19 protein-coding genes are annotated in these 20,407 nt (G+C 69.6%); 15 read left to right on the plus strand and 4 right to left on the minus strand.

All coding sequences use genetic code 11. The annotated features are described in order from the left end of the window. Window positions 1-21: 21 nt before the first annotated feature. Together mnmA and BHU06_RS14120 are read left to right on the plus strand one after the other, a co-directional pair. Complete coding sequence (gene mnmA, locus BHU06_RS14115; protein ID WP_070399812.1) at window positions 22-1,239, plus strand: tRNA 2-thiouridine(34) synthase MnmA; 1,218 nt, start codon at window positions 22-24, stop codon at window positions 1,237-1,239. Between the two features lie 177 nt (window positions 1,240-1,416). Continuing rightward, window positions 1,417-3,435, plus strand: coding sequence for a sensor histidine kinase (locus BHU06_RS14120; protein WP_070399813.1), 2,019 nt, complete (start codon window positions 1,417-1,419; stop codon window positions 3,433-3,435). Here BHU06_RS14120 and BHU06_RS22150 read toward each other — a convergent pair. After that, on the minus strand, window positions 3,322-3,795 hold the full coding sequence (locus BHU06_RS22150) for an NUDIX hydrolase (RefSeq protein ID WP_083293239.1): 474 nt from the start codon (window positions 3,793-3,795) through the stop codon (window positions 3,322-3,324). The two genes, BHU06_RS14120 and BHU06_RS22150, sit on opposite strands and share 114 nt — an antisense overlap. An 89-nt stretch (window positions 3,796-3,884) precedes the next feature. On the opposite strand from BHU06_RS22150, the gene BHU06_RS14125 reads away from it, so the two are divergent. Genes BHU06_RS14125 through BHU06_RS14150 form a run of 6 tightly spaced genes read left to right on the plus strand, consistent with a single transcriptional unit; the run spans window position 3,885 to window position 9,640 of the window. Then, window positions 3,885-5,030, plus strand: a complete 1,146-nt coding sequence (locus BHU06_RS14125) for a Re/Si-specific NAD(P)(+) transhydrogenase subunit alpha (RefSeq protein WP_070399814.1) — start codon at window positions 3,885-3,887, stop codon at window positions 5,028-5,030. Beyond that, on the plus strand, window positions 5,027-5,401 hold the full coding sequence (gene panD / locus BHU06_RS14130) for an aspartate 1-decarboxylase (RefSeq protein ID WP_070399815.1): 375 nt from the start codon (window positions 5,027-5,029) through the stop codon (window positions 5,399-5,401). The genes BHU06_RS14125 and panD overlap by 4 nt, the downstream gene beginning before the upstream one ends. Before the next feature lie 9 nt (window positions 5,402-5,410). Next, window positions 5,411-5,731 (plus strand): NAD(P) transhydrogenase subunit alpha, encoded by a 321-nt coding sequence (locus BHU06_RS14135; protein WP_070399816.1) that lies wholly within the window; start codon window positions 5,411-5,413, stop codon window positions 5,729-5,731. Continuing rightward, window positions 5,728-7,149, plus strand: a complete 1,422-nt coding sequence (locus BHU06_RS14140) for an NAD(P)(+) transhydrogenase (Re/Si-specific) subunit beta (protein WP_070399817.1) — start codon at window positions 5,728-5,730, stop codon at window positions 7,147-7,149. Before BHU06_RS14135 ends, BHU06_RS14140 begins: the two co-directional genes overlap by 4 nt. A gap of 38 nt (window positions 7,150-7,187) precedes the next feature. Then, the gene (locus tag BHU06_RS14145) at window positions 7,188-8,873 is read left to right on the plus strand and encodes a long-chain-fatty-acid--CoA ligase (RefSeq protein ID WP_070399818.1); all 1,686 of its coding nucleotides are present in this window, start codon (window positions 7,188-7,190) and stop codon (window positions 8,871-8,873) included. Between the two features lie 14 nt (window positions 8,874-8,887). After that, window positions 8,888-9,640 (plus strand): 5'-methylthioadenosine/adenosylhomocysteine nucleosidase, encoded by a 753-nt coding sequence (locus BHU06_RS14150; RefSeq protein ID WP_070399819.1) that lies wholly within the window; start codon window positions 8,888-8,890, stop codon window positions 9,638-9,640. Here BHU06_RS14150 and corA read toward each other — a convergent pair. Together corA and BHU06_RS14160 are read right to left on the minus strand one after the other, a co-directional pair. Then, window positions 9,632-10,618, minus strand: coding sequence for a magnesium/cobalt transporter CorA (gene corA, locus BHU06_RS14155; RefSeq protein WP_070399820.1), 987 nt, complete (start codon window positions 10,616-10,618; stop codon window positions 9,632-9,634). The two genes, BHU06_RS14150 and corA, sit on opposite strands and share 9 nt — an antisense overlap. Before the next feature lie 194 nt (window positions 10,619-10,812). Next, the gene (locus BHU06_RS14160; RefSeq protein ID WP_070399821.1) at window positions 10,813-12,063 is read right to left on the minus strand and encodes a patatin-like phospholipase family protein; all 1,251 of its coding nucleotides are present in this window, start codon (window positions 12,061-12,063) and stop codon (window positions 10,813-10,815) included. A 300-nt stretch (window positions 12,064-12,363) separates the two neighbouring features. Between BHU06_RS14160 and BHU06_RS14165 the strand changes: the two genes are divergently transcribed. From BHU06_RS14165 to hprK, 4 genes are all read left to right on the plus strand, one after another. Next, the gene (locus BHU06_RS14165; protein ID WP_070399822.1) at window positions 12,364-13,596 is read left to right on the plus strand and encodes an MFS transporter; all 1,233 of its coding nucleotides are present in this window, start codon (window positions 12,364-12,366) and stop codon (window positions 13,594-13,596) included. Window positions 13,597-13,743: 147 nt separating this feature from the next. Continuing rightward, on the plus strand, window positions 13,744-14,073 hold the full coding sequence (gene raiA, locus BHU06_RS14170; RefSeq protein ID WP_070399823.1) for a ribosome-associated translation inhibitor RaiA: 330 nt from the start codon (window positions 13,744-13,746) through the stop codon (window positions 14,071-14,073). Between the two features lie 143 nt (window positions 14,074-14,216). Further along, window positions 14,217-14,687, plus strand: coding sequence for a PTS sugar transporter subunit IIA (locus BHU06_RS14175; protein WP_070399824.1), 471 nt, complete (start codon window positions 14,217-14,219; stop codon window positions 14,685-14,687). Window positions 14,688-14,700: 13 nt separating this feature from the next. Further along, window positions 14,701-15,651, plus strand: coding sequence for an HPr(Ser) kinase/phosphatase (hprK, locus tag BHU06_RS14180; protein WP_070399825.1), 951 nt, complete (start codon window positions 14,701-14,703; stop codon window positions 15,649-15,651). 12 nt (window positions 15,652-15,663) lie between these two features. On the opposite strand, the gene fur is transcribed toward hprK, so the two are convergent. Next, window positions 15,664-16,116 (minus strand): ferric iron uptake transcriptional regulator, encoded by a 453-nt coding sequence (gene fur / locus BHU06_RS14185; RefSeq protein ID WP_070399826.1) that lies wholly within the window; start codon window positions 16,114-16,116, stop codon window positions 15,664-15,666. 101 nt (window positions 16,117-16,217) lie between these two features. Between fur and BHU06_RS14190 the strand changes: the two genes are divergently transcribed. The 3 genes from BHU06_RS14190 (at window position 16,218) to leuS (ending at window position 20,406) form a co-directional block, all read left to right on the plus strand. Further along, window positions 16,218-16,745: an outer membrane protein assembly factor BamE gene (locus BHU06_RS14190; RefSeq protein ID WP_070399827.1), complete on the plus strand. Its 528-nt coding sequence runs from the start codon at window positions 16,218-16,220 to the stop codon at window positions 16,743-16,745. Next, on the plus strand, window positions 16,742-17,566 hold the full coding sequence (dapB, locus tag BHU06_RS14195) for a 4-hydroxy-tetrahydrodipicolinate reductase (protein WP_070399828.1): 825 nt from the start codon (window positions 16,742-16,744) through the stop codon (window positions 17,564-17,566). Before BHU06_RS14190 ends, dapB begins: the two co-directional genes overlap by 4 nt. Window positions 17,567-17,688: 122 nt before the next feature. Beyond that, entirely contained in the window at window positions 17,689-20,406 is a 2,718-nt protein-coding gene (gene leuS, locus BHU06_RS14200; RefSeq protein ID WP_070399829.1) for a leucine--tRNA ligase, read from the plus strand. The last annotated feature ends 1 nt before the right edge of the window (window position 20,407 follow it).

The following is a 20,407-nucleotide window of genomic DNA, read 5'->3' on the forward strand; positions in this document are numbered from 1 at the left end:
GCCGCTGGGATAATCCGCCCCATGGCAGCGAAGCATCGAGTGGTGGTGGGTTTGAGCGGGGGAGTGGACTCCGCGGTGAGCGCGTACCTGCTCAAACAGCAGGGCCACGAGGTCGTCGGCATCTTCATGAAGAACTGGGAGGACGACGACGGCAGCGAGTACTGCTCCAGCCGCCAGGACTGGCTGGACGCCGCCAGCGTGGCCGACGTGATCGGCATCGACGTCGAGCACGTCAACTTCGCCGCCGAGTACAAGGACCGCGTGTTCGCCGAGTTCCTGCGCGAGTACCAGGCCGGGCGCACCCCCAACCCCGACATCCTCTGCAACGCCGAGATCAAGTTCAAGGCCTTCCTGGACCACGCCATGCGCCTGGGCGCCGAGAAGATCGCCACCGGGCATTACGCCCGTGTGCGCTGCGTGGCCGCCGACACGGGCGAGCCCGTGGGGTCGGACGGCACCTCGCGCGCCAGCGCGCGCGATGGCGCGGGTGTGCGGCACCAACTGCTCAAGGGCCTGGACCCGCTGAAGGACCAGAGCTACTTCCTGCACCGCCTCACCCAGGCCCAGCTCGCCAAGACGATGTTCCCGGTGGGCGAGCTGCCCAAGACCGAGGTGCGCCGCCTCGCGGCCGAGATCGGCCTGCCCAATGCCAAGAAGAAGGACAGCACCGGCATCTGCTTCATCGGCGAGCGGCCCTTCCGCGAGTTCCTCAACCGCTACATCGCCAGCGCGCCCGGCCCCATCAAGGACGAGCGCGGCCGCACCATCGGCGAACACGTGGGCCTGAGCTTCTACACCCTGGGCCAGCGCCAGGGGCTGGGCATCGGCGGCGTGCGGGCCAAGGGCGCGCAGAAGGGCGGCAGCGAGCACGAGCCCTGGTTCGTTGCGCGCAAGGACATCGCGCGCAATACCTTGTGGGCCGTGCAGGGGCACGACCACCCCTGGCTGCTGACGCCGCGCCTGCGCGCGCACGACGCGAGCTGGGTGGCCGGCGAGCCGCCGACGGCCGGCGCCATGGCCGCCAAGACGCGCTACCGCCAGGCCGACGCGCCCTGCGCCATGGAGCCCCTGGGCGGGGCCGGTTTCGTGCTGCGCTTCGAACAGCCGCAGTGGGCGGTCACACCCGGCCAGAGCGCCGTGCTGTATGACGGCGAAGTCTGCCTGGGTGGTGGTGTGATCCTCACCGAGGCGGCCTCGGGCGACGAGGCCTACGGCCCGGCCGCGGCGCTGGCGGCCTGAGGCCCCTCCGCCCGGCGCGCATACTCCCCCCGGAACTAGTGCCGTCGCAGTATTGAGGCGGTCGCGCGCGGCCCGAATACTGGTCCCTGCTCGGTCGGCCCGCCCCCCGCGGGCCGCGCGTGTCGCGGGGTGACGATGCACGGTGGGGCGCCAGTCGGTCAGGGATGGCGGCGGGGCATGGCCTGGGTCTGGCTGTGGCTCGTGCTGCTGCCCTGCGCCGCCTCGCCACTGCCTGAGCGGGTGGCGCTGAGCGCCCCGGACAGCGCCGTCGCCCTCACGCCCGAGCTGCAGTTCCTCGACAACCGCGCGCATCCCTGGCGCCCCGACGCCGCCGACGCGGCCGACGCCGATTTCGAGCCCCTGCCGCCGGCCTGGCAAGCGGGCAACCTGGGCCAGGGCTCCTTCGACCTGTGGTTTCGCGTGGTGCTGCACGCCGGCGCCGACGCGCCCGCCCATTGGATGTGGGTGGTAGACAACGCCAACCTGGACCTGGTCGAACTCTGGTCCGGCCCGCCGGGCCAGGCCGTGCGCCTGGGCCTCAGCGGCGACAGCCTGCCGCCCGGGCGGCGCGCCCACTCACACCGCCTGCCGGTGATCCCACTCACGCTGGCGCTCGGCGCCGATACCCCGGTCTACATGCGCGTGCGCACCGACGGCATGGCCCAGCTGCCGGTCAGCCTGTGGCCGCGCGAGGCGCTGGCGCGGCAGGACCAGTGGGTCTATGGCCTGCACGGTGTTTTCTTCGGCTTGCTCGCCGGCCTGATCCTCTACAACGCCATGCTGTACTTCAGCATCCGCGACCGCGCCTACCTCTATTACGTGGGCCTGGTCAGCGCGCTGGGGGTCTGGCAGTTCGGCAACCAGGGCTTCCTGGCCCAGTACCTGTGGCCGGGCGGGGCGCTGCTGCAGCACTACGTGGTCAACCTGTCGCTGGCGCTGGGCGGCGGCCTCTTGCTGCCCTTCGCGCGCCGCTTCCTGCAGACCGCCGCGCACGCGCCGCGGCTGGACCGCGCCGCGCGCCGGCTCACCTGGGGCTGGGGCGTGGTCTTTCTCCTCAACCTGCTCCCGCCGCTGTCGCCCGGCCAGCGCTTGGTGCCCTGGGCGGTCGCCGCGACCACGCTGATGCTGGTGGCCATGGCGTTCGACGGCCTGCGCGAACGCCGCCCGGCCGCGCTGCCCTTCACCGTGGCCTGGGCCTGCCTGTGGGTGAGCGCGCTGCTCTACGTGTTCTATCGCCTGGGCTGGCTGCCGGGCCATCCCCTGGTGGTCAACGCGCTGCCCATCGGCGCCGCGCTCGAGATGGTGCTGCTGTCCTTCGCGCTGGCGGACCGCTTCCGCGTCGAGCGCCAGGCCGCCGAGCGCGCGCAGGCGGACCGCCTGCGCACCGAGCTCGAGCGCGACATGGCGCGTCGCGCCACCGACGAAAAGTCGCGCTTCCTCGCCGCCGTGAGCCACGACATGCGCCAGCCGCTCTACGCCATCACGCTCGCGGCCGAATCGCTGGAGCGCCAGCGCCCGCTGCGCTACCCGGGGCCCCTGCTGCAGCAGATGAAGGCCGGGCTGGAGACGGCCGATCGCCTGCTCGACGCGGTGATGACCGTGGCCCGGCTGGAAACCGGCTCGCTGCGGCCGCAGCCCGCGACCTTCTCGCTGGAGCCCCTGATGGAGCAGGTGGACGGCACCTTCGGGCCGCAGGCCCGGGCCAAGGGACTGCGCTGGTCGGTCACGCCCTGCCTGACCCTGGTCAGCACGGACGCGCGGCTGTTGCAGCGCCTGGTCTTCAACCTGGTGAGCAACGCCGTGGCTTACACCGAGGCGGGTGGCGTGCTGGTGTCGTGCCGCGTGCGGCGCCGGGGCGCCTTGCTGCAGGTGTGGGACACCGGCGGTGGGCTGCCGCCGGAGCCCGAGGCGCAGGTGTTCCAGCGGCACTTCCGGGGCGAGCCCGGCACCGAAACCGACAGCGGGGTCGGGCTGGGTCTGGTCATCGTCAAGCAGACCGCGCTGCTGCTGGGTCTGGAGCTGTCGGTGCGCTCGCGCCCGGGGCGCGGCAGCTGCTTCTCGCTCTGGCTGCCGCTGGCGCCTTCAGCCACCGAACACGCTGGGGTGGGTGTGCAGCCCGTCCAGTGGCAGCCGGCGGCCGGCCAGGTGGTCCTCGATGCAGCGCAGCACCAGGGGGCTGCGGTGCCGCGCGGCTGAGGCGCGCACCTCGTCCGGCGTGAGCCAGCAGGTGCGCACGATGCCGCGATCGAGCGCGCGGCCGGCCACGGCCTCGCCCACGGCGCCGCAGAAAGCGAAACGCAGGTAGGTGATGGACTCGTTGGCCCGCTCGAAGCGCGCCAGGTACACGCCCACCAGCGCCTCGGGCGCGAAGGGGTGCGCGGTTTCCTCCAGCGCCTCGCGCGCCGCGGCCTGCACCAGGCTTTCGCCCGGCTCCAGGTGGCCCGCCGGGTTGTTCAGGCGCAGGCCTTCGGGGGTGTGCTCTTCGACCAACAGGTAGCGGCCGTCGCGCTCGGCGAGGCAGGCCACGGTGACGCTCGGTGCCCAGCGGGAAGTCATGGGCTGCGATTATGGGCGGGCCGCCGTTCGCGACAGGCTTTCAGTTAAGCTCGCCCGTTGATTTTTGAACCGAGCGCGAGGAGACACCCATGCTCATTGGCGTACCCGCCGAAACCGTGGCGGGCGAGACCCGTGTGGCCGTGACGCCGGAGACGGCAAAGAAGCTGGTGGCCCAAGGCCATGTGGTGCGTGTGCAGGCCGGCGCCGGCCTGCACGCCAGCGCCACCGACGCCGCGTACGAAGCGGCGGGTGCGCAGATCACCGACGCCGCCGGCGCCCTGGGCGCTGACCTCGTGCTCAAGGTGCGCAGTCCGCAGGCCAGCGAACTGCCGCTGATGAAAGCCGGCGCCACCCTGGTCGGCATGCTCAACCCCTTCGACGCCGAAGGCCTGCGGGCCCTGGCCGCGGCCGGGCTCACCGGCTTCGCGCTGGAGGCCGCGCCGCGCACCACGCGCGCGCAGAGCATGGACGTGCTGTCCTCGCAGGCCAACATCGCCGGCTACAAGGCCGTGATGCTCGCGGCCAACGCCTACCCGCGCTTCTTCCCCATGCTCATGACGGCCGCCGGCACCGTGAAGGCCGCGCGTGTGGTCATCCTGGGCGTGGGCGTGGCGGGCCTGCAGGCCATCGCCACGGCCAAGCGCCTGGGCGCGGTTATCGAGGCCAGCGACGTGCGCCCCAGCGTGAAGGAGCAGATTGAGTCCCTGGGTGGCAAGTTCATCGACGTGCCCTATGAAACGCCGGAGGAGAAGGAAGCGGCCGAGGGCGTGGGCGGCTACGCTAAGCCCATGCCGCCGAGCTGGCTGCAGCGCCAGGCCGCCGAGGTGGCCAAGCGCGTGGCCATGGCCGACGTGGTGATCTCCACCGCGCTCATTCCCGGCCGCGCGGCGCCCACGCTGATCACCGAAGAGATGGTGAAAAGCATGAAGCCGGGGTCGGTGATCGTGGACATCGCGGCGGGCAAGGGGCCCGCCAATGCCGATGGCAGCGTCGGCGGCAACTGCCCGCTCACCGAAGCCGACAAGACGGTCGTGAAGCACGGCGTGACGATCATCGGCGAGACCAACCTGCCCGCGCTGGTGGCGGCCGACGCCTCCGCGCTGTACGCGCGCAACGTGCTCGACTTCCTCAAGCTCGTGCTGCCGAAGGACGCCGCGGCCGTGCAGGTGCCGCTGGACGACGACATTGTCGTCGCCTGTCTCATGACCCAAGCCGGCGAGGTCAAGCGCAAATGAGCGACACCGCCAGCCGCGTGATGCTGCGGGCCAAGCTGCACCGCGCCACCGTGACCGAAGCCGACCTGCACTACGAAGGTTCCTGCGGCATTGACGAAGACCTGCTGGACGCCGCCGACATGCGGGAGTTCGAGAAGATCGAGCTCTACAACGTCAACAACGGCGAGCGTTTCTCCACCTACATCATCAAGGCCGCGCGCGGCTCGGGCGCCATCTCACTCAACGGCGCGGCCGCGCGCAAGGCCCATGTGGGCGACCTGCTGATCATCTGCACCTACTCGCCGGTGGCCGACAGCGCGGTGCCGGGCTGGAAGCCGCGCGTGGTGCTGCTGGGTGAAGGCAACCGCATCACCGAGATCAAGAAAACCTAGGAGCCGCCCATGGACGCCGTCTCTCCCACCCTCATCAACCTCATCATCTTCGTGCTGGCCATCTACGTGGGCTACCACGTGGTGTGGACGGTGACGCCCGCGCTGCACACGCCGCTCATGGCCGTGACCAACGCCATCTCGGCCATCGTGATCGTGGGCGCCATGCTGGCCGCCGCGCTCACCGAAACCCCGCTGGGCAAGACCATGGGCGTGCTGGCCGTGGCGCTGGCGGCCGTCAACGTCTTCGGCGGCTTCCTGGTCACGCGCCGCATGCTGGAGATGTTCAAGAAGAAAGAGAAGAAGGCCCCGGCCGCGGGAGACAAAGCATGAGCATGAACCTGGTCGTCCTGCTGTACCTGATCGCCTCGGTCTGCTTCATCCAGGCCCTGAAGGGTCTGTCGCACCCCACCACCTCCATCCGGGGCAACGTCTTCGGCATGACGGGCATGGCCATCGCCGTGCTCACCACCGCCGCGCTCATCGTCGAACTCGCGGGCGGCAAGGCCCAGGGCATGGTTTACGTGCTCGGCGGCCTGGTGGTCGGCGGCGGCGTGGGCGCTTACATGGCCAAGAAGGTCGAGATGACCAAGATGCCCGAGCTGGTGGCCTTCATGCACAGCATGATCGGCCTGGCGGCGGTGTGCATCGCCGTGGCCGTGGTGGCCGAGCCCTGGGCCTTCGGCATCGCCGCGCACGGCCAGTCCATCCCGGGCGGCAACCGCATCGAGCTGGCCCTGGGCGCCTTCATTGGCGCGGTCACCTTCAGCGGCTCGGTCATCGCCTTCGGCAAGCTCTCGGGCAAGTACAAGTTCCGCCTGTTCCAGGGCGCGCCCGTCACTTTCGCCGGGCAGCACAAACTCAATCTGCTGCTGGGCCTGGCCACGGCGTTCTTCATCTTCGGCTTCTGGCATTCGCAGAGCTGGATGGACATCGTGCTGGTGATCGCCCTGGGCTTCATTCTGGGCGTGCTCATCATCATCCCCATCGGTGGCGCCGACATGCCGGTCGTGGTCTCCATGCTCAACAGCTACTCGGGCTGGGCGGCGGCGGGCATCGGCTTCAGCCTGAACAACAGCATGCTGATCATCGCCGGCTCGCTGGTGGGCAGCTCGGGCGCGATCCTGAGCTACATCATGTGCAAGGCCATGAACCGCTCGTTCATCAGCGTCATCCTGGGCGGCTTCGGCGGCGAGGCCGGCGCGGCGGCCACCAGCGGCGTGCAGCGCACCGCCAAGAGCGGCAGCGCCGACGACGTGGCCTTCATCCTGGGCAACGCCGAAACCGTGGTCATCGTGCCGGGCTACGGCCTGGCGGTGGCGCGCGCGCAGCACGCGGTGAAGGAACTGGCCGAGAAGCTCACGCACAAGGGCATCACGGTGAAGTACGCGATCCACCCCGTGGCCGGGCGCATGCCGGGTCACATGAACGTGCTGCTGGCCGAGGCCGAGGTGCCTTACGACCAGGTGTTCGAGATGGAAGACATCAACGGCGAGTTCGGGCAGGCGGACGTGGCCATCGTGCTGGGTGCCAACGACGTGGTGAACCCGCTGGCGCTGCAGAAGGGCAGCCCCATCTACGGCATGCCCATCCTGGAGGCCTACAAAGCCAAGACCGTGATCGTGAACAAGCGCTCCATGGCCGCGGGCTACGCGGGCCTGGACAACGAACTGTTCTACATGGACAAGACCATGATGGTCTTCGGCGACGCCAAGAAAGTCGTCGAGGACATCACCAAAGCCGTGGAGTGAGACCTCGCCCGCCGGGCGCACAACGAGAGGAGACCTGCATGCCGACCGCCACCGCCGACCGCCCCTGGCTCGCCGCTTACCCCGAAGGGGTGCCCGCCGACATCGACGTGAACCAGTACCCCTCGCTGGTGCACCTGATGGAGGAGAGCTTCCGGCGCTTCGGCGAGCGGACCGCCTACAGCTTCATGGGCAAGGACGTGAGCTTCGCGCAGACCGACGCGGCCTCGCAGTCCGTGGCGGCCTACCTGCAGGGCCTGGGTCTGGTGAAGGGCGACCGCGTGGCGATCATGATGCCCAACGTGCCGCAGTACCCGGTGGTCGTCGCGGGCATCCTGCGCGCGGGTCTGGTGGTGGTGAACGTGAACCCGCTGTACACCGCGCGCGAACTGGAGCACCAGCTCAAGGACTCGGGCGCCAAGGCCATCGTCATCATCGAGAACTTCGCCCGCACGCTGGAGCAGTGCATCGCGGCCACGCCGGTGAAGCACGTGGTGCTCGCGGCCATGGGCGACATGCTGGGCTTGCTCAAGGGCGGCCTGGTGAACTACGTGGTGCGCAAGGTCAAGAAGATGGTGCCGGCCTTCAACCTGCCGCAGGCGGTGCGCTTCAACGACGCCCTTGCGCGCGGCGCGCGCGGCGCGTTCAAGAGGCCCGAGATCAAGGCCGACGACATGGCCGTGCTGCAGTACACCGGCGGCACCACGGGCGTGAGCAAAGGCGCGGTGCTCCTGCACCGCAACATCATCGCCAACGTGCTGCAGTCCGAGGCCTGGAACGACCCGGTGATGAAGAAGGTCCCGGCCGGCGAGCAGCCCACCAGCGTGTGCGCGCTGCCGCTGTACCACATCTTCGCGTTCACCGTGAACATGATGCTGAGCCTGCGCGTGGGCGGCAAGACCATCCTCATCCCCAACCCGCGCGACCTGCCCGCGGTGCTCAAGGAGCTGAGCAAGCACCGCTTCCACAGCTTTCCCGCGGTGAACACGCTGTTCAACGGCCTGGCCAACCACCCCGACTTCAACACCGTGGACTGGAGCCACCTGAAGGTCTCGGTGGGCGGCGGCATGGCGGTGCAGGGCGCGGTGGCCAAGCGCTGGCTCGAGAAAACCGGCTGCCCGATCTGCGAAGGCTACGGCCTGTCCGAAACCAGCCCCTCGGCCACCTGCAACCCCACCACCAGCACCGAGTACACCGGCACCATCGGCGTGCCCCTGCCCAATACGCGCCTGAAGTGCCTGGACGACGAGGGCCGCGAGGTGCCCGTGGGCCAACCCGGCGAGATCGCGATCCACGGCCCGCAGGTGATGGCGGGCTATTGGCAGCGCCCCGACGAGACCGCCAAGGTCATGACGCCCGACGGCTACTTCAAGAGCGGCGACATCGGGATCATGGACGAGCGCGGCTACTTCAAGATCGTGGACCGCAAGAAGGACATGGTGCTGGTCAGCGGTTTCAACGTCTACCCGAACGAGGTCGAGGACGTGGTCGCGCAGTTGCCCGGCGTGCTGGAGTGCGCCGTCGTGGGCGTGCCGGACGACAAGACCGGCGAAGCCGTGAAGCTGGTGATCGTGAAGAAGGACCCGTCGCTCACCGAGGAGCAGGTGCGCGAGTTCTGCCGCGCCAACCTCACCGGCTACAAGCAGCCGCGCGTGATCGAGTTCCGTACCGATCTGCCCAAGACGCCGGTGGGCAAGATCCTGCGCCGCGAGCTGCGCGACAAGTGAAGCGCTGAGCCGGCATGACGCTTGCGCTGGTCAGCGCCCTGCCGCAGGAGCTCGAGGCCGTGCTCGCGCTGCTGCCCGACGAGCAGCGCACCGCGTTCGCCGGGCGCGGCTTCTGGCGCGGCCACCTGCATGGGCAGGAGGTGGTGGCGGTGCTCTCGGGCATCGGCAAGGCGGCGGCGGCCACCACCACCGCGCTGCTGATCGCGCGCTTCGGCGCCAGCGCCGTCGTGATGACGGGCGTGGCTGGCGGCCTGGGCGCAGGCGTGAAGGTGGGCGACGTGGTGGTGGCGGCCGAACTGCTGCAGCACGACATGGACGCTTCGCCGGTCTTTCCGCGCCACGAGGTGCCGGGTTACGGGCGCTCGCGCTTCGCCACCGACGGTGCCCTGAGCGATCGCCTGGCGCGCGCCTGCGAGGCCACGCTGCGCGAAGCCCCAGCCGCGCTGGGCACCGCGGCGGTCGAGGCCTTCGGCCTGGACGACTCGCGCGTGCACCGGGGCCTGCTCCTGACGGGCGATCGCTTTGTGTCGCGCACCGCCGAGAGCCAGGCCCTGCAGCGCGAGCTGCCGGACGCGCTGGCCGTGGACATGGAGAGCGCGGCCGTGGCCCAGGTGTGCGCGGATTTCGGCGTGCCGCTGGCGGTGGTGCGCACCATCTCCGACCGCGCCGACGACGCGGCCCACGTGGACTTCCCGCGCTTCCTCACGCAGGTGGCGAGCCGCTACAGCGTGGCCATCGTCGAGCGCCTGCTCGGCGAGTCAGCGTAGCCAACCCCTTTTCCTGAAGTACAGCATCGGCACCACGGCCGACAGCACCATCAGCCCGATCGCCAGCGGGTAGCCGAAGCGCCAGGTCAGCTCGGGCATGAACTGGAAGTTCATGCCGTAGCTGCTGGCCACCAGCGTCGGTGGCAGCAGCGACACGCTGGCCACCGAGAAGATCTTGATGATCTTGTTCTGGTTGATGTTGATGAAGCCGACCGTGGCGTCCATCAGGAAGTTGATCTTGTCGAACAGGAAGGCCGTGTGACCGTCGAGCGAGTCGAGGTCGCGCAGGATCTGGCGCGCGTCCTCGAACTGCTCGGCGCTCAGCAGGCGGCTGCGCATCATGAAGCTCACCGCGCGGCGCGTGTCCATGACGTTGCGGCGGATGCGGCCCGACATGTCCTCGTGGCGCGCGATGGCCGACAGCGCCTCGCCCAGGGCCGAGTCGCTGGCCTCGCTGGACAGCACCTTGGCGCTCACCGTTTCCAGGTCGTCGTAGATGTCCTCCAGCGTGTCGGCGCAGTACTCGGCGTCGGCGTCGAACAGCATCAGCAGCACGTCCTTGGCGTCGTCGATCAGGCCGGGCATGCGCCGCGCGCGCATGCGCAGCAGGCGGAACACGGGCACGTCTTCGTCGTGGATGGAGAACAGCACGCCGCGGCTCTTGAGCGAGTCGTTGTGCTCGTTGAGGATGAAGGCCACGCGCACCGCGCGCGGGTCTTCGTCGTCGTCGATGAGGAAGTCGCTGCGCACGTGCAGCTCGCCGTTGTCCTCCTCGAAGAAGCGCGCCGACTCCTCGATGTCCTCGTCCATCGCGTCTTCCGGGATGGACAGGCCGAAATGCTGCTTGACCCAGCGGCGTTCTTCGGGGGTGGGGTCTTCCAGGTCGACCCAGATGGGCTTGAACTTGGCGAGCTCTTCCAGGGACTCGATCTCTTCCTGGAAGAGGCGGCCGTTGGCCAGGGTGAAGACATTGAGCATGGCGCGCTCCTGCGTGTCGGTGGCGGTCTGGCGGTGGCCGGGAATCCGGCCGGCGGGTTCGGTGGCGCTTTCAGCCAGCCGCCCGTCCAGGCCGCAGCGTCGGGGCGCTGCTCAGACGGTCGCGGGGAGGGCTGAAAGCACACGACTGGGGGGTGTGCTGTCCATCAAGGGCTCCGTGTGCAAAACGGCCGCGATTATCGCACCGGGTCTGACGCCGCGGGGCGGCCAGCGGGCGCCAGGAAGGCCTTCAGCTCGTCCTGGCGGCGCCAGGCGTCGTGCTCGCCCAGGGCCATGAGCGCGTGCACGAAGCCGGGCTCGAACAGCAGGTAGCTGGCCAGGGCGGCGGCGCTGGCATTGGCGCCGCGCCGCGTGTCCAGCGCGCCCAGGCCGATGAGCGTGTGGCGCGTGGTCACGGGCAGTTCGTTCACGTGCTTGAGCGCGAGTTCGTCGAGCGACACGCTGGGCTGGATGGCCATCACCTCCACCGGGTGGTAGGGCAACAGGGTCGAGACCTCGGGTGGCAGTCGCGCCAGGGTCTGGCTCACACGCATGGTCTGCTCCACGTCGGCCTGCAGGGTGTCGTGGAAGACGCTGGCCATGGCGTGGCCGGCGATGGTGCCCGCCGTGAGTTCGGCGGTGTCGTGCCGCCCGGCCAGGCCCGCGCGCTGCGGCTGGCCCACGCCGACGACCAGGATGCGGCGCGCGCCGAACTGGATGGCGGGCGACAGCGGCGAGAGCTGGCGCATGGAGCCGTCGCCGAAGTGCTCGCGGTGGCCGCTCACCCACAGGGGCACGGCCGGGAACAGGAAGGGAATGGCGCTGGAGGCCATCAGGTGTTCGATGGTGATGGGCTGGAACTCGGCGCGCCGCCCGGGCCGGTGCCAGGTGGGCACCGTGCTGTCGGCACGGGTCTGGCAGAAGGTCCAGTGTTCGCCGGTGGAGTAGCTCGACGCGGTCACGCCGAGCACGTCGATCGCGCCGCGCTCCAGCGCCGTCTCCAGCCCTTGCAGATCGATGTGGCGGTGCAGGGTGTTCACCAGCGGCAGGGTGTCGAGCAGGGCGCGGTGGCGCTTGACCTGGCGCGCCAGCGTCCAACCCGCGAGCACGCGACTGGCGCGCACCCAGGTGGGCGCTTCCAGGCGGTAGACCTGGTCGGAGCGCAGTTTCAGCCAGAACTCGCCGAGCGCGGGCAGCGCGGCGGCGCCATCGTCCGCGCGGCAGGCCAGGAAGCTGGCGTTGAGGGCGCCGGCCGAGGTGCCGAACAGCCAGCGGAAGGGAAAGGCCGCGCCGCCCTCGGGCAGCATGGCGGCCACGGCCTTGAGCACGCCGGCCTGGTAGGCGGTCCGCGCGCCGCCGCCCATGAGCACGAGGGCGCAGCCGTCGGCCCTGGGCCCGCCGGGGTGGCGCAAGGGAATGCTGTGGCTGAGGACGGTGTCGAGCGACATGCCGGGGCCGCGGGTCGTGCTCAGCGTGGCCGGGTGGAGGCGGCCAGCAGGGCCAGGCTGGTGCGGCGCGTGACCGGCGCGGCGAGGGGGCCATGGGTGGGGGGCATGCGGGGCTCCTGGCGAAGTCGTTCGGCCCGCTACGCTATCACGGCGATTCGGCCGGCGGCTGGGTGGGCCAAGCGATCCTCGATCGCGCGCGATGCGCCGCCAGGGCGTTGTCCACCGGCGGGAGCACAGGCGCGCGCGGGCGCCGCGACACAGCATCGGCGACACTCGGCCACCCCGCTTCGATCGCTGCCCGTGACCGATCCCTCGCCCCTCAGTTCCACGCGCGAACGCTGGCTGCTGCTCACCGTGGCCGGCATCCAGTTCACCCACATCCTGGACTTCATGATCGTGATGCCCCTGGGGCCGCAGTTCACGCGGCTCTTCGGCATCAGCGACGCGCAGTTCGGCCTGCTGGTGTCGGCCTACACGCTGTCGGCCGGCGCCTCGGGCCTGCTCGCCGCCACCTATGTCGACCGCTTCGACCGCCGCACGCTGCTGCTGTGGCTCTATGGCCTGTTCGCCCTGGCCACGCTGGCCTGCGGCCTGGCCCCGGGCTACGGCTTCCTCATGGGCGCGCGCATCGCCGCCGGCGTGTTCGGCGGCGTGCTGTCGGCGCTGGCGCAGACCATCGTGGCCGACGTGGTGCCCTTCGAGCGGCGGGGCCGCGCCATGGGCATCGTCATGTCCGCCTTCTCGTTTTCCACGGTGGCCGGGGTGCCGCTGGGCCTGTGGCTGGCCGGCTGGGCGGGCTGGCACGCCACCTTCATCGCCATCGCGATGCTGTGCGCCGTGTGCCTGGCCGGCGCCAGCCTGACCCTGCCGCCGCTCCGCGGCCACCTGCGGGCCGGCCCGCCCACGGTCTGGCGCGGCTTGGTCTCGGCGCTGGCCGAGCGCAACCACTGGCGCGCTTTTGCGATGTCGGCGCTCATGATGTTCACCGGCTTCACGGTGATCCCCTTCATCACCATCTACATGCAGGCCAACGTGGGCCTGGGCGACGCCGACATCCCCATGCTGTACCTGGTGGGCGGCGCGGTCACCCTGCTGACGGCGCGCTGGTTCGGCCGTTTGACCGACCGGCACGGCAAGGTGCCCACCTTCAGCCGCCTGGCCCTGCTCGTGGCGCTGCCGCTCATGGCCACCACGCTGCTGCCGCCGGCGCCGCTGTGGGTCGCGCTGGTCGTGTCCACCGGCTTCTTCGTGCTCATGTCGGGCCGCATGATCCCGGGCATGGCCATCATCACTTCGGCCGCCGAACCGCGCCTGCGCGGCACCTTCATGGCGCTCAACGCCGCGGTGCAGTCGGCCGCCATGGGACTGGCCTCGCTGGTCGGCGGGCTGATCATCGTGCGCGATGCCGCCGGTCGGGTGGAGTACTACTGGGTGGCGGGTCTCATCGGCGTGGCCGCCAGCTGCGCCAGCGTGGCGGTGGCGCGGCGGCTTCGCCTGCATGGCGCGCAGCAGGGGCCCGACCGCCGGTCCTGAAGGCGATCCGGAAGTCACGATTTCTGACGGTTTCGGCTTGCGTGCTCAGGGCATCGTCGGCATAGTGGGCCTCAAGCCATCCCGTGGTCGCCGGATGGCCCTGCCGCCGGCGGCCTGTGTCAACCCGGAGCAATTGGAGGCTCATCCATGAACCTGACGATCAACGGTCACGACCTCGAGGTCACTCCCGCCCTGCGCGGCTACGTCACCAGCAAGCTCGAACGCATTTCCCGACACTTCGACCAGGTCGTCGACATCCGGGTGCTGTTGAAAGTGGACAACCTCAAGGAAAAGGCCCTGCGGCAACGTGCGGAATGCAACATTCACGTGAAAGGCCGTGACCTGTTCGCCGAGAGCGCCCATGCCGATCTGTACGCCGCCGTCGATGAGTTGGCCGACAAGCTCGATCGCCAGGTGCTGCGTTACAAGACCAAGACCCAGGAACACAACCACGAAGCCGTCAAACGCCTGATGTGAAAACGGTCACAACCCGCGCCGTTGGCGGGTTCCCGGCCGTGCTGCACTGCAACAAGCCGCTTGAATTGTCAAGCGGCTTTTTTGTCCTTTTCATCTAGGCGTGGGAAAGCAGAAGCGCATAATCCGCGCCCGAAAGGGCCCCCATGAACCGACTGTCTGCCATATTGCCCGCCGCGCAGGTGCTCGTCGCCGTCGACGCCACCAGCAAAAAGCGCGCCTTCGAGGAAGCGGGCCTGCTGTTCGAAACCCTGCACGGCCTCAACCGCGCGCTCATCACCGACAGCCTGTTCGCGCGCGAGCGCCTGGGCTCCACCGGCCTGGGTCATGGGGTGGCCATTCCGCATGGCCGCATCAAAGGCCTCAAGCAGCCGCTGGCGGCGGTGTTCCAACTCGACAGCCCCATCGGTTTCGACGCCCCGGACGAGCTGCCGGTGCAGCTCATGATCTTCCTGCTGGTGCCTGAAGCGGCCACGCAGAAGCACCTGGAAATCCTGTCGGAGATCGCCGAGCTGCTCAGCGACAGCGCCTTGCGCGAGCGCATGAAGTCCTCGTCCGACGCCGGTGCGCTGCACGGGCTGATTGCCAACTGGCAGTCCGCGCACGCCGCGGCCTGAACACCGTTCTCCATTGAAACCCACCGTCGTCAGCGCCGACGTCCTCTTCGAGGACCACCGGGACACGCTGAAGTGGCAGTGGATCGCGGGCCTGGGCGCCTCCGAGCGCCGCTTCGACGAGGTGGCGATCCGCGCGGCGCGCTCGGGCGCCGACCTGGTCGGCTACCTCAACTACATCCACCCCTACCGCCTGCAGGTCATCGGTGAGCGTGAGGTGGCGTACCTCACCAGCCCCAGCACCGAGGACAACAAGCGCCGCGTGGCGCGCATTGTGACGCTGGAGCCGCCGGTGCTGGTGGTGGCCGACGACAAGCCCGCGCCCGACGAACTGCTCGCCATGTGCGAGCGCGCCCAGATCCCGATGTTCGCGACCCACGAGTCCGCGGCCTTCGTGATCGACGTGCTGCGCGCCTACCTGTCGCGCCATTTCGCCGACCGCGCCACCATGCACGGCGTGTTCATGGACATCCTGGGCATGGGGGTCCTGATCACGGGCGAGTCGGGCCTGGGCAAGAGCGAGCTGGGGCTGGAACTCATCTCGCGCGGCCACGGCCTGGTGGCCGACGACGCGGTGGACCTGTACCGCATCAACCAGACCAGCGTGGAAGGCCGCTGCCCCGAGCTGCTGCAGAACCTGCTGGAGGTGCGCGGCATCGGCCTGCTCGACATCAAGGCCATCTTTGGCGAGACGGCGGTGCGCCGCAAGATGCGGCTGCAGCTCATCGTGCACCTGGTGCGCCGCGAGACCATGGAGCGCGACTACGAGCGCATGCCCTACGAGCCGCTGTACCAGGACGTGTTGGGCGTGCCCGTGCGCAAGGCCGTGATCCAGGTGGTGGCGGGGCGCAACATCGCCGTGCTGGTGGAGGCCGCCGTGCGCAACACCATCCTGCAGCTGCGCGGCATCGACACCTACCAGGAGTTCGTGCAGCGCCACCGCGCCGCCATGTCGCGCGACGAGTGACGAACGCCGCGCCTAGCGGTGGCCGCCGGGGACCTTGCCGGCGCCGCGGTGCGGGCAGTCGCCCTTGGTGCAGTTCGCGTAGAGCGACAGCGCGTGCTCCTGCAGCGCGAAGCCGCGCGACTTGGCCACCATCTGCTGGCGCTTCTCGATCTCCGCATCGAAGAACTCCTCGACGCGCCCGCAGTCCAGGCAGACCAGGTGGTCGTGGTGCTGGCCCTCGTTGAGTTCGTAGACGGCCTTGCCCGATTCGAAATTGCTGCGCGTGAGCAGGCCGGCCTGTTCGAACTGCATCAGCACGCGGTAGACGGTGGCCAGGCCGATGTCGCTGCGCTCGTCGAGCAGCACGCGGAACACGTCCTCGGCCGTCATGTGGCGCTGCGTGGCGTTCTGAAAGACCTCCAGGATCTTCAGGCGCGGCAGCGTGGCCTTCAGGCCGGTGCTCTTGAGGTCTTCGATGTTGGACATGGCGCTCGCTTCGGGCTCACTACAATGGCCGACCGATTATCGTCCGCCTTGCGCCGGCCGCGCCAGTGCAGGGCCAGTAGGCCCCCACCCGGGTTTTCGCCATGTCCTTCTCCAAGTTTCGAATCTCGCTCGCGCTGGCTGCCCTGCTGGCGCTGGGCGGTTGTGGCAGCGTGGCCAACTGGGTCACGCCGTACAAGATCGACATCCTTCAAGGCAATGTGATCACCCGCGAGCAGGTTGAGGCGCTCAAGCCCGGCATGCCGCGCGAGCAGGTGCGCGACATCCTGGGTTCGCCCCTGCTGGCCAGCGTGTTCCACGCCGACCGCTGGGACTATGTCTTCACCCTGCAGCGCCGGGGCCAGGAGCCCTTGCGTCGCCGCGTGACCGTGTTCTTCAAGGACGGCGTGCTCGAGCGCCACGAGGCCGACGAGCTGCCCACCGAGGCCGAGTTCGTGGCCTCGCTGGACGCGCGCCGCGACAAGAAGGCCAAGCCGCCCGCGCTCGAGGCCACCGAGCAGCAGCTCAAGGACTTCGCCGAGCGCAACAAGCCGCAGGCCCCGCCGCTGCCCGCCAGCGCGGCGCCCACGCCCGCCACCACCAACTTCCCGCCGCTGGAGTCGGGCCGATGAGCGTTGCCACCACCCCCCACCGCGTCTGTGTCGCGGGGGCCAGCGGCCGCATGGGCCGCATGCTGATCGAGGCCGTGCGCGACAGCGGCGACTGCCGGCTCAGCGGCGCGCTCGACGTGGCCGCCAGCCCCGCCATCGGACAGGACGCCGGCGCCTACGCCGGCCAGCCGACCGGTGTGCCGATCACCGCCGATCTCGCCCAGGGCCTTCAAGGCAGCGACTGCCTGATCGATTTCACCCGCCCCGAGGGCACCATGGCCCACCTGGACGCCTGCGTGGCGCAGGGCGTCAACCTGGTCATCGGCACCACCGGCTTCAGCGAGGCGCAGAAGGCCCGCATCGCCGAGGCCTCCCAGCGCATCGCCATCGTGATGGCGCCCAACATGAGCGTGGGCGTGAACGTCACGCTCAAGCTGCTGGAGATGGCGGCCAAGGCCCTGTCCACGGGCTACGACATCGAGATCATCGAGGCCCACCACCGCCACAAGGTGGACGCGCCCAGCGGCACCGCGCTCAAGATGGGCGAGGTCATCGCCGGCGCCCTGGGCCGCGACCTCAAGGACTGCGCGGTCTACGCGCGCGAAGGCGTCACCGGCGAGCGCGACCCGTCCAGCATCGGTTTCGCCACCATCCGCGGCGGCGACATCGTGGGCGACCACACCGTGCTGTTCGCGGGCACCGGCGAGCGCATCGAGATCACGCACAAGTCCGCTAGCCGCAGCACCTACGCCCAGGGCAGCCTGCGCGCGGTGCGCTTCCTCGCCGGCCGCCGCGCCGGGCTGTTCGACATGTTCGACGTGCTGGGGCTGCGCCAGGCCTAGCCGGCCGGTGGCGGTTCACCGACGAGGGCGCGCCCGGCGGCGCCCGCCGGGCGCGCGGCCTAAAATCCCCGCTCCCACGGGCGAGCCGCGCCCGTCCGGCTTCTCTGGTCTTCCCCGTTCCCATGCAAGACAAATACGCCCACCAAGACGTCGAGCGCGCCGCGCAGGCCCACTGGACCGCCCGCGACGCCTACCGCGTCACCGAAGACGCCGGCAAGCCCAAGTTCTATGCCTGCTCCATGCTGCCTTACCCCAGCGGCAAGCTGCACATGGGCCACGTGCGCAACTACACCATCAACGACATGCTCACGCGCCAGCTGCGCATGAAGGGCTACAACGTCCTCATGCCCATGGGCTGGGACGCTTTCGGCCTGCCGGCCGAGAACGCGGCGATCAAGAACAAGGTGCCGCCCGCGAAGTGGACCTACGACAACATCGCCTACATGAAGCGGCAGATGCAGGCCATGGGCCTGGCCATCGACTGGAGTCGCGAGGTCGCCACCTGCTCGCCCGATTACTACCACTGGAACCAGTGGCTGTTCCTCAAGATGCTGGAAAAGGGCATCGCCTACCGCAAGACCCAGGTGGTGAACTGGGACCCGGTGGACCACACCGTGCTCGCCAACGAACAGGTCATCGACGGCCGCGGCTGGCGCACCGGCGCGCTGGTCGAGAAGCGCGAGATCCCGGGCTACTACCTCAACATCACCGCTTACGCGGGCGAACTGCTCGACCACGTGCAGATCGGCAACCCCAAGGCCACGCTCAGCGGCTGGCCCGACAAGGTGCGCCTGATGCAGGAGAACTGGATCGGCAGGAGCGAGGGCCTGCGCTTCGCCTTCCCGCACCAGATCCGGGACGCCAGCGGCGCCCTCATCGGCGACGGCCGCCTCTACGTGTTCACCACGCGCGCCGACACCATCATGGGTGTCACCTTCTGCGCCGTGGCGCCCGAGCACCCGCTGGCCACGCACGCGGCCGCCAGCGATCCGGCGCTCGCCGCCTTCATCGAGGAATGCAAGAAGGGCGGCACCACCGAGGCCGAGCTGGCGCTGAAAGAGAAGGAAGGCCTGCCCACCGGCCTGAGCGTCACCCACCCCATCACCGGCGCGGCCGTGCCGGTGTGGGTCGGCAACTACGTGCTCATGGGCTACGGCGACGGCGCCGTCATGGGCGTGCCCGCACACGATGAGCGCGACTTCGCCTTCGCCAGGAAGTACGGCCTGGCGATCCCGCAGGTGGTGGCCGTCGAGGGCGAAAGCTTCAGCGCCGACGCCTGGCAGGAGTGGTACGGCGACAAGCAGCGCGGCGTCTGCGTCAACAGCGGCTTCCTCGATGGCCTGGGCTACCAGGCCGCCGTCGACAAGGTTGCCGAGGCGCTGGCCGCCCAGGGCCTGGGCGAGAAGAAAACCACCTGGCGCCTGCGCGACTGGGGCATCAGCCGCCAGCGCTACTGGGGCACGCCCATCCCCATCATCCACTGCCCCGAACACGGCGCCGTGCCCGTGCCCGAGAAGGACCTGCCCGTGGTCCTGCCCGAGGACTGCGTGCCCGACGGCAGCGGCAACCCGCTCAACCACCACGAGGGCTTTCACGCCGGCGTGGTCTGCCCGGTGTGCGGCGCCGCAGCGCGGCGCGAGACCGACACCATGGACACCTTCGTGGACTCGTCCTGGTACTTCATGCGCTACTGCGACCCGAAGAACAGCGAGCGCATGGTGGCCGAGGGCACGGCCTACTGGATGCGCGACCAGAAGCTGGCCACCGGCGGCAGCGGCATGGACCAGTACATCGGCGGCATCGAGCACGCCATCCTGCACCTGCTGTACGCGCGCTTCTGGACCAAGGTCATGCGCGACCTCGGCCTGGTCACGGTGGACGAGCCCTTCACCCACCTGCTCACGCAGGGCATGGTGCTCAACCACATCTACAGCCGCCGAACCGACAAGGGCGCCAAGGAATACTTCTGGCCGCACGACGTGGACAACGTGCTTGACGAGGGCGGCAAGATCGTCGGCGCGAAGCTGAAGAACGCCGTGGGTGACCTGCCCGTGGGCACGCCCATCGACTACGAGGGCGTGGGCACCATGTCCAAGTCCAAGAACAACGGCGTCGACCCGCAGGACCTGATCGAGAAGTACGGCGCCGACACCGCGCGCCTGTACACCATGTTCACCGCGCCGCCCGAGGCCACGCTGGAGTGGAACGATGCCGCGGTGGAGGGCAGTTACCGCTTCCTGCGCCGGGTCTGGGGCTACGGCCACAAGCGCCAGGCGCAGGGCCCATCCGGCACCACGCAGGGCGCGCTGGCCGCGGGCGTGGGCCAGGCCTCGCTGTCCAAGGCCGCCAAGGCGCTGCGACTGGAGATCCACACCGTGCTCAAGCAGGTGGACTACGACTACCAGCGCATGCAATACAACACCGTGGTCTCGGGCGCCATGAAGATGCTCAACGCGCTGGAGGGCTTCACGCCCGAGGGCGCGGGCGACGAGGCCGCCGCCGCCGAGGGCTTCGGCATCCTGCTGCGCTGCCTGTACCCGGCCACGCCGCACATCGCGCACACGCTCTGGACCGAGCTCGGCTACGCCGCGCACGGCGGCGAGATGCTGGACGCGCCCTGGCCGCAGGCCGACGCGTCCGCGTTGCAGCGCGATCAGATCGAACTCGTGCTGCAGATCAATGGCAAGCACCGCGGCAGCGTCACCGTGCCGGCCAGCGCCGACAAGGCCGCCATCGAGGCCGCCGCGCTCGCCAGCGAGGCCTTCGTCAAGCAGGCGGCCGGCGCCGCGCCCAAGAAGGTCGTGGTGGTGCCGGGCCGCCTCGTCAACGTGGTGGTGTGAC

Origin of the sequence: Hydrogenophaga sp. PML113 (genome assembly GCF_001777155.1) — a bacterium.
Classification (GTDB): Bacteria; Pseudomonadota; Gammaproteobacteria; order Burkholderiales; family Burkholderiaceae_C; genus Hydrogenophaga; species Hydrogenophaga borbori.

What these genes read in the sequence shown, in the direction of transcription:
- raiA (WP_070399823.1), top strand. Translation starts at nt 13,744, where the DNA reads ATGAACCTGACGATCAACGGTCACGACCTCGAGGTCACTCCCGCCCTG.
- BHU06_RS14190 (WP_070399827.1), top strand. Translation starts at nt 16,218, where the DNA reads ATGTCCTTCTCCAAGTTTCGAATCTCGCTCGCGCTGGCTGCCCTGCTG.
- BHU06_RS14120 (WP_070399813.1), top strand. Translation starts at nt 1,417, where the DNA reads ATGGCCTGGGTCTGGCTGTGGCTCGTGCTGCTGCCCTGCGCCGCCTCG.
- BHU06_RS14160 (WP_070399821.1), bottom strand. Translation starts at nt 12,063, where the DNA reads ATGTCGCTCGACACCGTCCTCAGCCACAGCATTCCCTTGCGCCACCCC.
- BHU06_RS14145 (WP_070399818.1), top strand. Translation starts at nt 7,188, where the DNA reads ATGCCGACCGCCACCGCCGACCGCCCCTGGCTCGCCGCTTACCCCGAA.
- BHU06_RS22150 (WP_083293239.1), bottom strand. Translation starts at nt 3,795, where the DNA reads ATGACTTCCCGCTGGGCACCGAGCGTCACCGTGGCCTGCCTCGCCGAG.
- fur (WP_070399826.1), bottom strand. Translation starts at nt 16,116, where the DNA reads ATGTCCAACATCGAAGACCTCAAGAGCACCGGCCTGAAGGCCACGCTG.
- BHU06_RS14135 (WP_070399816.1), top strand. Translation starts at nt 5,411, where the DNA reads ATGGACGCCGTCTCTCCCACCCTCATCAACCTCATCATCTTCGTGCTG.
- dapB (WP_070399828.1), top strand. Translation starts at nt 16,742, where the DNA reads ATGAGCGTTGCCACCACCCCCCACCGCGTCTGTGTCGCGGGGGCCAGC.
- BHU06_RS14140 (WP_070399817.1), top strand. Translation starts at nt 5,728, where the DNA reads ATGAGCATGAACCTGGTCGTCCTGCTGTACCTGATCGCCTCGGTCTGC.
- mnmA (WP_070399812.1), top strand. Translation starts at nt 22, where the DNA reads ATGGCAGCGAAGCATCGAGTGGTGGTGGGTTTGAGCGGGGGAGTGGAC.
- corA (WP_070399820.1), bottom strand. Translation starts at nt 10,618, where the DNA reads ATGCTCAATGTCTTCACCCTGGCCAACGGCCGCCTCTTCCAGGAAGAG.
- leuS (WP_070399829.1), top strand. Translation starts at nt 17,689, where the DNA reads ATGCAAGACAAATACGCCCACCAAGACGTCGAGCGCGCCGCGCAGGCC.
- BHU06_RS14150 (WP_070399819.1), top strand. Translation starts at nt 8,888, where the DNA reads ATGACGCTTGCGCTGGTCAGCGCCCTGCCGCAGGAGCTCGAGGCCGTG.
- BHU06_RS14175 (WP_070399824.1), top strand. Translation starts at nt 14,217, where the DNA reads ATGAACCGACTGTCTGCCATATTGCCCGCCGCGCAGGTGCTCGTCGCC.
- BHU06_RS14125 (WP_070399814.1), top strand. Translation starts at nt 3,885, where the DNA reads ATGCTCATTGGCGTACCCGCCGAAACCGTGGCGGGCGAGACCCGTGTG.
- panD (WP_070399815.1), top strand. Translation starts at nt 5,027, where the DNA reads ATGAGCGACACCGCCAGCCGCGTGATGCTGCGGGCCAAGCTGCACCGC.